This window comes from Plantibacter sp. Leaf314 (assembly GCF_001423185.1).
GTDB lineage: Bacteria > Actinomycetota > Actinomycetes > Actinomycetales > Microbacteriaceae > Plantibacter.
Genome location: NZ_LMOB01000001.1, coordinates 2016333 through 2028130 on the forward strand (window position 1 = coordinate 2016333; position 11798 = coordinate 2028130).

An 11798-nucleotide genomic window follows, 5' to 3' on the forward strand; every position below is an offset into this window, starting at 1 on the left:
TGCCGCTACCAGGGCAGGTCGAGGGACGGCACCACCGTGCCCGCCGCCGCACCGGTGCCCGAGTGCACGAGCACGCCGTCGGCGTCGGCCAGGCCACGGAGCATGGCGGCTCCGTGCCACGGTGACGGCTCCGCGGTGACGGCCGCCGTCTCAGCGTCGAGCACCGCCCGGTACGGACGCAGCACCGTCTCGGAGCGGGTCGGGTCGACGGGAGACGCGAGCACCACTGGCCGGAGGGGCGGCAGCCCGAGCCCCTGCTGGCCGGCGAGCAGCGGCTGCACGAGGGTGAGGACGCTGAGCAGCGCCGCGAGCGGATTGCCCGGCAAGCCGACGACGAGCCGACCGTCCGGCAGCCGGGCGAGCAGAGCCGGACCGCCGGGGCGCACCTCGACGCCGTCGACGAGGAACTCCGCCCCGGCGTCGCGCAGCAGCGCGCGGACGTGGTCGGCTCGCGAGCCGCCCGTCCCACCGGTGGTGACGATGACCTCGCCTGCCCGACGGGCGGGTGGCTCGGTGAGCGCGGTGGTGCCGAGCGTCGTGGTGCCGAGGGCCTCGGCCGTCGCGGAGGCGTCGTCGCGCACCCGGACACTCGAGGTGACGACGCCGCCGAGCGACGCGATCACCCCCGGCAGCGACGGGCCGAAACTGTCGCGCACGAACCCCGCGCCGGGCACCCCGCTCGTCACGACCTCGTCACCGGTGAGGACGAGTCGGACCTTCGGCCGCGGCACCACCGGCACCCGGTCGAAACCGCCGCCGGCCGCGACCGCGAGGTGCACGGGGCCGAGCCGGGTGCCCTGGTCCAGCAGGATCGTCCCCGCCGGTGACTCGGTCCCGGCGTCGCGGATGTGGCGCCCCGCTACCGGTTCCTCGCGCGGAGCCTGCGGGGAGAGACCGAGTCGGAGGGCGTCGGCGGTCTCCTCCACGATGCCGTGTTCCCGCTGCAGGACGGCGACGGCACCGGTCGGGATGAGCCCGCCGGTCAGGACCTCGACCGCGGTGCCGACCTCCAGGCCGACCGAGCGCGCCCGGTCGGCGGCGGCCCCACGGACCAGCTCCCAGGGCCCTGCGCCGGCGACGGCCCATCCGTCCATCGCCGAGGAGGCGTAGTGCGGGATCGCGATGGGCGACACGAGGGGCGCGGCGAGGACGTGGCCGAGCGCGGTGGCGAGCTCGACGCTGTCGACGACCTGCGATCGCTGCTCGACCCCGGCCGCGTGGGCGATGCGGCGGGCGTCCGACCACGACGACCTCGTCATGCCGTGCCGCCGGTGTCGGCGTCGTCGGACGCCGCGGCGGCCAGCCGTTCGACCGCCGCCGTCGCCGCCTGCGCGACGGCTGTCGGGTCGGCCCCGGCTGCGACGGCCTTCCCGACGGCGATGCCGACGAGGTAGGTGGTGAGCGGAGCGGCAGGACGGCGGACCGCGTGGGCCGCGGTGCCGGCGAGCCCCAGGACGGCGTCGATGTCGACCGGGACGTCACCGAGGTCGAGCGCCTCGGACACCCGGTCGCTCCACTCGGCGAGGACGGCGTGCAGGTCATCGGTCATGGGGACTCCTCGGGGTGCTGGACGTGGTGGTGGACGCGGGATCCGTCGGAGCCGGCGTCGTCGGCGTCTCGCTCGCGACGACACCCAACGCTGCCGCGTCGGCCCAGGTGTCGACGTCGGCGGAGCCGCCCTCGGGGACGGCCACCCGCCGAAGCCCGAGGCCGGACAGGAGGTGACGCACGGCGACCCCCGTGAGATCGCCGCTCGGCTGTGCAGCCTGCAGCTCGGCCACCCGACGCTCGAGGGCGTCGCTCCGGTACACGCCGAGCAGCGGCTGGTCGCGGCCACTCGCGTCGACCGCGATCCAACCGTCGACGTCTGGTTCCTGGGCGGTCGCGAGCGCCGCGGTCTCGAGGATGACGGCGAGCGCCGGAGCCGCGCCAGGCATGTCGCAGGCGAGGACGGCGACGCCCCTCGACAAGCTCGGGGACCGGAGAGGTGCGCTCGGGGACCGGAGGTGCGCGCTCGAAGGTCCCTCCTCGCGGAGCGCGTGCAAGCCCGCGGCGATGGCGGCGGCGGGACCACCGAAGGCGGGGTGCTCGCGGACGAATCGGACGGGCTCAGTCGTCTCAGCGGCGGGCTCGGCCGTCTCGGCATCGGGTCCGACGATCACGATCGCCCCGCCGGTGAGGCGTGCGGCCTCGATCGCGAGCTGGAGCAGCGTCCGTCCGTCGTGCAGCAGCGAGGCCTTCGCGACCCCGCCGAGACGGGACGATCGCCCTCCCGCGAGGATGATCGCGTCGACGGGCATGGCACCAGCCTAGGCCGCTCGTCAGCCTCACCGGCGGCTGCGGATCCGGTGAGGCACCTTGCCCTCGTCGGGAGGTGGTGATAGCCATGAGCCATGACTCGCATCACGGCGCGCAGACGCGTCACCCGGATCACCGTGGGACAGCCCGCGCGCACTCGCGAGGACGTCCTCGCCGTCGAGGAGCCGCTGGAGATCCGCGTCGGCGGCCGTTCGCTCGCCATCACCATGCGGACGCCCGGCCACGACGTCGACCTCGCCATCGGGTTCCTCGTCTCGGAGGGCGTCGTCGCTCGGGGTGACGAGGTCAGGACCGCCCGGTACTGCGCCGGTGCCACCGACGAGGGCGTCAACACCTACAACGTGCTCGACGTCGCCCTGGCTCCCGGCGTCCCCGCCCCCGACCCGAGCCTGGAGCGGAACTTCTTCACGACGAGTTCGTGCGGGCTCTGCGGGAAGGCGAGCATCGACGCCGTCCGGACGAGTTCGCGGTACACCGTCGCGGACGACGACTTCCGCCTCGACCCGGCGCTCCTCATCACCTTCCCCGACCGCCTCCGCGCCCAGCAGGCCGTGTTCGAGCGGACCGGCGGGCTGCACGCTGCGGGCCTGTTCGACGCGACGACCGGCGAGATGCTCGTGCTCCGGGAGGACGTCGGTCGACACAACGCGGTCGACAAGGTCGTCGGCTGGGCGGCGAAGGAGGGCCTGCTCCCGCTGCGGTCCATGGTGCTCATGGTCTCCGGTCGGGCGAGCTTCGAGCTCACGCAGAAGGCTTCGATGGCCGGCATCCCGATGCTCGCCGCCGTCTCCGCGCCGTCGTCGCTCGCGGCCGAGTTGGCGACCGAACTCGGGATGACGCTCGTCGGGTTCCTCCGCGGCGACTCCATGGTCGTCTACAGCGGTGCGCACCGACTGGCGTCGCCGGACCCGGCGGTCGTCCACGAGGTCGTCGAACACGGCGTGGTCGAGCACGGAGTCAGCGCATGAGCGCCGAGCCGCCCGTCGAGGACGTCACCGACGCCGCGATCACGGTCTCCCACCCGAAGCACGTGGCCGTCGGCCTCCCCGGCATCCTGCACTCGATGGAGCCGGCGCTCCGCCAGCTCGGGCCGCTGCGGACCGCCGAGCTGCTGACGTCGATCAACCAGCGCGGCGGCTTCGACTGCATGAGCTGCGCCTGGCCCGACCCCGACGATCGCAAGAAGCTGGAGTTCTGCGAGAACGGGGCGAAGGCCGTGATCTGGGAGGCGACCCCGATCGTCATCCCGAGCGCGTTCTGGGCGGAGCACTCGCTCACCGACCTCGCCGACAAATCGGAGTACTGGCTCGGCATGCAGGGCCGACTCTCGGAACCGGTCTACAAGCCGGCGGGCTCCGACCACTATCACCCGGTCAGCTGGGACGAGGCCTTCGCGCTCGTCGGTGAACAGCTGCGCGGGCAGGACTCCCCGGACCAGGCCGCGTTCTACACGAGCGGACGGGCGTCGAACGAGGCGGCGTTCGCCTACCAACTGTTCGTGCGGGCGTTCGGCACCAACAACCTGCCGGACTGCTCGAACATGTGCCACGAGTCCACGGGCACCGCGCTCGGCGAGGTGATCGGCATCGGGAAGTCCACGATCTCCTACGCCGACTTCGAGCAGGCCGACCTCATCGTCGTCATGGGCCAGAACCCGGGCACGAATCACCCGCGCATGCTCACGGCCCTCGAGGACGCGAAGCGGGCCGGGGCGACCATCGTCTCCGTCAATCCGCTTCCCGAGGCCGCGCTCGAACGGTACAAGAACCCGCAGACGGTGCGGGGCATGGTCGGGCGGGGCACCGTCATCTCGGACCAGTTCCTGCAGATCCGGCTCGGTGGCGACATGGCGCTCCTGCAGGCCGTCTCGAAGCGCGTCCTGGCGGCCGAGGCAGCCGCACCCGGAACCGTGCTCGACCACGCGTTCCTCACCGAGCACTGCCTCGGACTCGAGGAGCTCACGGCGCACCTGGCCGAGCTCGACGAGGCGGAGGTGCTCGAGGCGACCGGGCTCACGAGTGATCAGATCGACGAGTTCGCCCAGCGGTACATCGACTCGAACGCGACGATCGTCACCTGGGCCATGGGGCTGACACAGCACAAGGCCGCCGTGAACGGGATCAAGGAGATCATCAACCTGCTCCTCCTCCGCGGCAACATCGGCAAGCCCGGTGCCGGCGCCTCGCCGATCCGCGGGCACAGCAACGTGCAGGGCGACCGGACCATGGGCATCTGGGAGCAGATGCCGGAGTCCTTCCTCACCGCCATGGAGGACGAGTTCGGTGTGCCGATGCCGCGCGCGCACGGGGTCGACGCGGTGAACGCGATCCGCGCCATGCAACGCGGTGAGATCCGCACCTGGGTGTCGCTCGGCGGCAACTTCGTCGCCGCGATCTCCGACACCGCCGCCGCCGAAGCGGCGATCCGCGGAACCGGGATGTCGGTGCAGATCTCGACGAAGCTCAACCGCTCGCACGTGGTCACGGGCGACGCGGCGATCATCCTGCCGACCCTCGGGCGGACCGAGATCGACCTGCAGGCGAGCGGCCCGCAGATGGTCAGCGTCGAGGACTCCGTCTGCGCCGTCCACGCCTCGCACGGACGGATCCCACCCGCAGCGCCCGGGCTGCTCTCCGAGGTCGCGATCATCACGCGACTCGCGCGGGCGACCCTCGGCGAGGACTCCGGGATCGCCTGGCAGGCCTTCGAGGACGACTACGACACCATCCGGGAGCACATCGGACGGGTCATCCCGGGGTGCGAGGACTACAACGAGCAGATCCGTCGTGAAGACGGGTTCGTGTTGCCGAACGGTCCCCGTGACTCCCGCACGTTCACGAACCCCGAGGGTCGTGCGCTCCTGACGGTGAACGAGCTGGAACCGCTCCACTGCCCGCCGGGCCGTCTGCTCCTGCAGACGCTGCGGTCGCACGACCAGTTCAACACGACGATCTACAGCCTGAACGACCGGTACCGGGGGATCAAGCAGGGACGCAACGTCGTGTTCGTCAACCCGGACGACCTCGCGGAGCTCGGGCTGGAGGACGGCCAGACGGTCGACGTCTTCAGCGAGTGGCCGGGGCAGCCGGACCGGGAACTCCTCGGCTTCCGGGCCGTCTCCTACCCGACGGCCAGAGGGTGCGCGGCGGCGTACTTCCCCGAGGCGAACGTCCTCGTCCCGCTCGACGCGACGGCCGACCGCAGCAACACCCCGGTCTCGAAAGCCATCGTGGTGCGGCTGCAGCCGGCGGGCGCGCGGCTGTCGTGACCGGCGGCACGGATCATTCGTAGGCCCGCAGGAGCTGCCAGCGGCCTCGGACCGCGTCGAGACGGATGTCGAAGACGAAGGTCCGGCCGTCGGTGGCGGTCGCCTGGAACCGCCATGCCGGCGTGGCTGCCGGCGGGTGGGTGAGGAAGGCGACGTTCGGCTCGAGCGGGGTCGGGGTGTCGGTCACGAGGTACCGCGCCCCCTCCCAGAACAACCGCTCCGGCACACCCGCCGGCGTCGTCCAGACCGCGATCTCGGTGCTCGTGATCAACATGAGTGGCCTCCTGCCATTCGAACATACGTTCGATAGACAGCGAGCCTAACCCGACATCCGACGACACGCCAGCCCGGATCCGCCCGGTCCCTCAGCCGGTCGGCGTGTCGCCGAGGAACCGCTTGATGTCGGCACCCATCTGCGGCGACTCGGTGTGGTGCAGGTAGTGGCCGCCGTCGAGCAGGACGAGCTCGGACCGGTCGATCCCCGCGAGCTGGGCCTCGTGGAGGGACACCCAGTCGGCGAGTTCCGGGTCGTCGCCGACGACGAACATGAGGATCGGGAGGTCGGCCGGGAACGACTGCGACCGGGCGGCGCGGAAGTTGGCGGGGGTGTGCGCGATCTCGTCGAGCAGCGTCGGGTTCATGGCGTTGCGGTTCGCGAGGATCGCGAGTTGTCGCTTCGTCGCCGTGTCATAGGGCAGCCCTGCGGTCGGGTCGGGCGCGATCGCGGTGAGCACCCGGAGGATCCCGAGCGACTTCAGGGCCTCGAGGCCGTCGGTCGGCGTGGCCTCGTCCGCACCCGGTTGTGTGGGGACGCTCGTGTCGATGCCGATGAACGCGGTGACCTCGTCGCGGTACCGCTGGAGGTATTCAAGGGCGGTGATGCCGGCGATCGAGTGTCCGGCGAGCACGTAGCGGTCGATGCCGAGGCCGCGCAGGGCGGCGTGGACCTCGCCCGCGATGTTGGCCGAGGTGCGGGGGACGTCGGTCTGGTCGCTGAGGCCGTATCCGAAGGGTTCGACGACGACCACGCGGTACTGGTCGCGGAGCTCGGCGACGAGCGGCTGGAAGTCGAGACCGGGCGCGGCGGTGCCCTGACCGGGCAGGAGGACGATGGTCTCCGGTGCGTCGCCGCTGGTGACGACGTTCATCCGCTTGCCGTCGACGTCGACCAGCTGACCGTACGGGTGCAGTTCCGCCGCCTCCGTGGCGTTGGCGACGGCGTTGACGATGCTCGTGGTGGCGAGGGTCGCTCCGATCAGCCCGGCGATCGTGGCGATCGTGATCAGTGGAACCTTCAGGAGCTTGCGCATCGTCACCCATCGTGTTGGAGCCGGCGGCGGGCGGTCGCACCGCGCCGATTCCATCCTCACGGGAGGCCGCCCGCCGCACATCCGTCGTGAGGCGAGGGTGCGCCGACGGGCCGTACGCAGATGTGCGCAGCTCGGCGCATATGAAGAGAACCGGCTGGAAGCGAAGGCTTCCAGCCGGTTCATCATGCGTTCGCCTACTCGGCGGGTGGCGTCGGCCGCTCGGGCGGCGCCACCTCTTCCGGAGGAGTGGGTGGCTGCACCTGCTGCTGCGCCTGCTGCGGCGGAACGGGCGGCTGCTGCGCGGGAGCGGGCGGCTGCTGCGGGCTCGACGGTTGCCCTGGCGCCTGCGGCCCGGACGGCGGCGGGCCCCACTGCTGCGGCGCGGCGTTCGGCCTGGGCGCCTGCTGACCAGGCGTGGAGCCCTGCCACGCCGGTGCCGACCATTGCTGGCCGGGCTGCGGTGCGGGCTGCCCCTGCGGCTGGCCGTACTGCCCCTGGGACGGCGCAGCTTGGTAGCCCTGGCCCTGCTGACCCTGACCCTGACCGTGGCTCGGCTGCCCCTGGTAGGGCTGAGCGGGATACGGCTGACCCTGGTACCCCTGCTGCGGCTGACCCTGGTAGCCCTGACCTTGGTAGCCCTGCTGCGGCTGGTTCTGGTAGCCCTGCGGCTGACCCTGGTAGGGCGGCTGGTGCTGCCCGGGGTGGCCCTGGACCGGGTACGCGGGCGCGCTCTGGTACACCTCGGGACGGTACGGCTGCTGGCCGTAGTTCACCGGTTCACCCTCGGGCTTCGGCGAGAACGCACGGACGATCACCGGGATCACGGCGGAGATGGCTGCAGCGAGCGTCGTGGCCGCTGCGATGCGCCACCACCAATCCGCCCAGGTGCCCTCGGGGAACGCCATCGGCAGCACGAGCACGAGGACCGTCGCGATGATGAGCGTGATCGTCACGATGCCGGTGGCCCTGATCACGGTGGAGGAGGCACGCGTGACGAAGTGCAGGAAGTACACCTGGATGATGATCAGTGCCACGCGGGTGATGATGACGATGCCGAAGAACAGCATGATCTGTCCGGACCAGACGAAGCCGTCGTCGGTGTTCGGGGGCTGGAGCCACCCGTTCCACAACTTCAACAACCCGACCGTGACGAGGAAGATGTTCACCAGGGTCGACACGGCCAGGTACCACTTGTTGGGCCCGTGTCCGGCTGCCGCGTCGAGTGAGACGGCTCCGACGAACGCCGCGAGCAGCAGCAGTGTGAGCCAGACGCGTCCGGCGATGTCGGCCTGATCGCCGACGATGATGAAGTACCCGCCGATGATCGCCGCCGCGACGAGCGTTCCGATCGTCAAGGTCAGCGCGAGCACGGCCGACCGTGAGCGGCGCGGTGTGGTCTCGACCATTCGAAATCCCCTATCTGTCGTGAGTGCCAACAGTACCGGGGTGGTATCCGAGCGGAAGGGAGCAGCCCCTACCCGATGGACGACGCCCGCGCCAGCGTGCCTGTGATGCGCACTCGACCGCCTGCGACGCCGCGGATCCGCACTACTCTGGACTCCGTCCCCGCCGAGCCCGCGGTGGCGCGACACCCGAGTCAAGGAGAAGCACATGTCGGTCGGCCTGCTCGCCGTTGTCGATGACATTCTCAGCGCCGCCCTGAAGGCGAGCGCGAAGACCGCGGGTGTCGTCATCGACGATGCCGCCGTCACCCCGCAGTACGTGCAGGGACTCACGCCGGCGCGGGAACTGCCGGTCGTCTGGCGCATCGCCCGCGGCAGCCTGATCAACAAGTTCGTCATCATCATCCCGATCGCCCTGCTGCTCACCGCCTTCGCCCCCTGGGTCCTGCCGTTCCTCCTCATCATCGGCGGCACCTACCTCTGCTTCGAGGGCGCCGAGAAGGTCATGGAGTGGTTCGGCGTCCACCACGAGGCGGCCGAGGAGGACGTCCGGGACGAGAAGAAGCTGGTCTCCGGCGCCGTCCGCACCGACCTCATCCTCAGCACCGAGATCATGCTCATCTCGCTGGCCAGCCTCGACGCCGACATCGGCATCTGGATGACCCTCGGCGCACTCCTCGTCATCGGCCTCGTCATGACGGCCGTCGTCTACGGCGCGGTCGCGCTGCTCGTGAAGATCGACGACATCGGACTCCGGCTCATGAAGAACCCCTCGCGCGGCGTCCGGCGCACGGGCGCGCGCATCGTCGCCTCGATGCCCGCCGTCTTCCGCGTGATCAGCATCGTCGGCACGGTCGCGATGCTGTGGGTGGGTGGCCACCTCGTCGTCGCGAACCTCGCCGAGACGATCTGGCACGGCCCGTTGGACCTCTTCCACGTCGTCACGCACGCGATCGAAGCCGCGGGGCCGGTGGTCGTCTGGATCGCCGACACCGCGATGTCGGCCGTGGTCGGACTCGTGCTCGGCCTCATCGTGGTCGGGATCGTCCTCGGCATCTCGCGCCTGCGCTCCGGCAAGCAGCCGGCGACCACGTCGCACTGACGGCGGCGGCCGCACGACCGGACGCTATCGCAGCTGCCGTGCGTAGCAGAGCGACATCGGGATGACCTCGTACGGCGGGTAGATGGGGATCGGCTCGTAGCCGAGCCACTCGTACAGGCGGACGGCCTCAGGCTGCCGGTCGCCGGTCTGCAGGATGAGTCGCGAGGCACCCTCGGCCCGCGCGGCATCCTCGACGGCCGCGATGAGCAGCCGTGAGACACCCCGGCCACGGTGGCCGGGCAGGGTCACGACGCGCTTGAGTTCCCACTCCTCGCCGAGCCGTCGCAGCGCGGCATGGCCGACCGGCTCGCCGTCGACGAGCGCGAGGAAGGTCGCCCGGATGTCCGCGGAATCCACGGTGAACGCCGCCTGCGCCCGCTGGGCCGCCTCAGCGTTCCAGTCCTCCCAGGCGGACGCGTACCGCGCGCCCATCTCCTCGTCCATCGCGGCACGCAGCCGCACCGCCCGCTCGTCGTCCCAGGAGACGGACTCGATGCTGGCTGGGGTCACGACGGTCATGTGCTTCTTCCGGGGCGGGCTGCGACGGCGTGATCGAGCGACCGACGCCGTCTGCCAGTCTCCCACGCACCACTGGGCCCGAGCGCGTCAGGAGGACACCGATGCGACCGGGGCACGCCCGGCGACCGACCGCGTGATCAGTTCGCGGTGTCGGCGACCTGCACGGCCACGTGGTACTTCGTGCCCTCGACGTCGCTGATCGTGACGACGGCGTCGTACTCGGAGCCCGAGGACGGGTCGGTGAGCGTGCAGTCGACGGTGGTCTCGTCGATGAGCTTGACGCGCTCGTCCCCGCAGTCGAGGTCGGGCCGGGTGCCGACCTGCTCCTCGAGGGCTCCGGCCGCGGCGTCCGCGACGTCCGAGGCGGGGACGGTGAGGCCGGCACTGGCGCTGAAGCTGCAACCGGTGAGCAGGAGCCCCATCGGCAGCAGAGCGATGGCGAGGGACGACAGGAGACGGTGACGGGTCATGCCGCCAGTCTGTCCGCTCTCCGGCACGTGGGCGATGGGGAGTCCTCCCCAGCGGGCGCTGCTACCGTGGCGGCACCGTCCAGAGAAGAGGCACCGTGTTGATCGTCCCCAACGCCCTCGTCGGCCCGGCGCTCCGCCTCATCCGCGCGAACCGCGCCTTCGTGAGCGAAGCGGGTGCCCGGCGCCGGATCCGGGAACGGACGCTCCGACCGGTGCCCTACGGACCACCGGCCACGCTGCGGCCGGACGTCCGGGTCGATGTCGAACGGTTCGGCGACTGGCCGGTGTACACGGTCAGCCCGACGAAGCGTGCCTCCGCCGGCGGGGTCGTGTACGCGCACGGCGGCGGGTGGGTCGGCGAGATCGCGCCCCAGCACTGGGTGCTCGCGGCCACCATCGCGGCGGAGACGGGCGCGACCGTCACCCTGCCGATCTATCCCCTCGTGCCCTACGGCACCGCGGCGGAGGCCCGGACGGGCATGGTCGAGCTCGTCCGACGCAGCCTCGACCGACACGGACCGACCGTCCTCGCGGGCGACTCCGCCGGCGGCCAGATCGCCCTGTCCGCGGCGCTCCGCCTGCGCGACGAGGGCATCGTCCTCCCCATGACCACCCTCCTGTCCCCCGCGCTCGACCTCACCTGGAGCAACCCGCGGATCCCCCTCGTGCAGCCGAGCGACCCGTGGCTCGCCACCCCTGGCGGCCGGGTGTTCGCGGAGCACTGGCGCGGCGACCTCGAGCTCACCGACCCGGCGGTCAGTCCCCTCTTCGGCGAGCTCGCCGGGCTCGGACCGATCACCCTGCTGAGCGGCACGCGGGACGTCCTCAACCCCGATGCCGAGTTGCTCGTCGCGCGTGCCCGAGCGGCCGGGGTGTCCCTCGACTTCCACGAGGGTGTCGGTCAGTTCCACGTGTGGGCGCTGCTGCCGACCCGCTCGGGGAAGGCGGCGACGCAGACGATCGTCCGGAGCGTCGCCCGCGGGCTGCGCTGACCCGGCCACTGACCCGGCCGGGAGACGACCGGTCGCGCGGCTAGGCCGTGCGGCGCTTGCGGACCTCGCGGAGCACCATCTGCTCCGGGCACACCGTCGACAGGAAGTCGCCGACCGACAGCGCGAGGCGTTCGCCGACGAGCGAGTAGAGGATCCGGTTGGCGTCGCGACGCTCGGAGACGAGCCCCGCCTGCCGCAGCACGCTGAGGTGGCGCGAGATGGTCGGCCCCGTGGCGTCGAACCGCGACGCGATCTCGCCGGCGGCCAGCTCGCCGTCCTTGAGGTCCTGGAGGATCTGTCGTCGCGTCGGGTGCGCGAGTGCGGCGAAGATGTCCGACGCTGTATCTGCCATGGTTGCAATCTAGCACAATTGCGATATACGGTTTAGCTCTATTGCTAACAAGCGAAGGAGTTG

The 11798-nt window shown here is 71.3% G+C and carries 13 protein-coding genes; 4 read left to right on the plus strand and 9 right to left on the minus strand.

The genetic code is table 11. The annotated features are described in order from the left end of the window. Positions 1-5 precede the first annotated feature (5 nt). The 3 genes from ASF68_RS09520 to ASF68_RS09530 are packed head-to-tail and all read right to left on the minus strand — an operon-like array spanning position 6 to position 2300. Positions 6-1259, minus strand: a complete 1254-nt coding sequence (locus tag ASF68_RS09520; RefSeq protein WP_056009632.1) for a molybdopterin molybdotransferase MoeA — start codon at positions 1257-1259, stop codon at positions 6-8. Next, complete coding sequence (locus tag ASF68_RS09525; RefSeq protein ID WP_056009635.1) at positions 1256-1549, minus strand: DUF6457 domain-containing protein; 294 nt, start codon at positions 1547-1549, stop codon at positions 1256-1258. Before ASF68_RS09525 ends, ASF68_RS09520 begins: the two co-directional genes overlap by 4 nt. Then, the gene (locus tag ASF68_RS09530) at positions 1539-2300 is read right to left on the minus strand and encodes a molybdenum cofactor guanylyltransferase (protein ID WP_056009638.1); all 762 of its coding nucleotides are present in this window, start codon (positions 2298-2300) and stop codon (positions 1539-1541) included. The genes ASF68_RS09525 and ASF68_RS09530 overlap by 11 nt, the downstream gene beginning before the upstream one ends. 93 nt (positions 2301-2393) lie before the next feature. On the opposite strand from ASF68_RS09530, the gene fdhD reads away from it, so the two are divergent. Together fdhD and ASF68_RS09540 are read left to right on the plus strand one after the other, a co-directional pair. Next, positions 2394-3287, plus strand: a complete 894-nt coding sequence (gene fdhD, locus ASF68_RS09535; protein ID WP_056009641.1) for a formate dehydrogenase accessory sulfurtransferase FdhD — start codon at positions 2394-2396, stop codon at positions 3285-3287. Continuing rightward, a complete protein-coding gene (locus ASF68_RS09540; protein WP_056009644.1) occupies positions 3284-5587 on the plus strand; it encodes an FdhF/YdeP family oxidoreductase in 2304 nt (767 codons plus the stop codon). Before fdhD ends, ASF68_RS09540 begins: the two co-directional genes overlap by 4 nt. Positions 5588-5600: 13 nt before the next feature. On the opposite strand, the gene ASF68_RS09545 is transcribed toward ASF68_RS09540, so the two are convergent. The 3 genes from ASF68_RS09545 to ASF68_RS09555 all read right to left on the minus strand — a co-directional run bounded on the left by ASF68_RS09545 (position 5601) and on the right by ASF68_RS09555 (position 8303). Next, positions 5601-5861 (minus strand): hypothetical protein, encoded by a 261-nt coding sequence (locus ASF68_RS09545; protein ID WP_056009647.1) that lies wholly within the window; start codon positions 5859-5861, stop codon positions 5601-5603. Between the two features lie 91 nt (positions 5862-5952). Further along, positions 5953-6897 carry an alpha/beta fold hydrolase gene (locus ASF68_RS09550; protein WP_056009650.1) on the minus strand — a complete coding sequence of 315 codons (945 nt, stop codon included), beginning with the start codon at positions 6895-6897 and terminating at the stop codon, positions 5953-5955. Positions 6898-7091: 194 nt separating this feature from the next. Beyond that, complete coding sequence (locus ASF68_RS09555; protein ID WP_056009652.1) at positions 7092-8303, minus strand: hypothetical protein; 1212 nt, start codon at positions 8301-8303, stop codon at positions 7092-7094. A 205-nt stretch (positions 8304-8508) separates the two neighbouring features. On the opposite strand from ASF68_RS09555, the gene ASF68_RS09560 reads away from it, so the two are divergent. Continuing rightward, positions 8509-9402, plus strand: coding sequence for a DUF808 domain-containing protein (locus tag ASF68_RS09560; RefSeq protein ID WP_056009655.1), 894 nt, complete (start codon positions 8509-8511; stop codon positions 9400-9402). Between the two features lie 24 nt (positions 9403-9426). Here the strand turns inward: ASF68_RS09560 and ASF68_RS09565 are convergent, their stop codons facing one another. Beyond that, positions 9427-9921, minus strand: coding sequence for a GNAT family N-acetyltransferase (locus ASF68_RS09565; protein WP_056009658.1), 495 nt, complete (start codon positions 9919-9921; stop codon positions 9427-9429). Between the two features lie 137 nt (positions 9922-10058). Continuing rightward, positions 10059-10391 carry a DUF4333 domain-containing protein gene (locus ASF68_RS09570; protein ID WP_235526776.1) on the minus strand — a complete coding sequence of 111 codons (333 nt, stop codon included), beginning with the start codon at positions 10389-10391 and terminating at the stop codon, positions 10059-10061. A gap of 95 nt (positions 10392-10486) precedes the next feature. Between ASF68_RS09570 and ASF68_RS09575 the strand changes: the two genes are divergently transcribed. Then, complete coding sequence (locus tag ASF68_RS09575) at positions 10487-11383, plus strand: alpha/beta hydrolase fold domain-containing protein (protein ID WP_056009661.1); 897 nt, start codon at positions 10487-10489, stop codon at positions 11381-11383. A gap of 40 nt (positions 11384-11423) precedes the next feature. Here the strand turns inward: ASF68_RS09575 and ASF68_RS09580 are convergent, their stop codons facing one another. Then, on the minus strand, positions 11424-11735 hold the full coding sequence (locus ASF68_RS09580) for a metalloregulator ArsR/SmtB family transcription factor (protein WP_056009664.1): 312 nt from the start codon (positions 11733-11735) through the stop codon (positions 11424-11426). Positions 11736-11798: the final 63 nt, after the last annotated feature.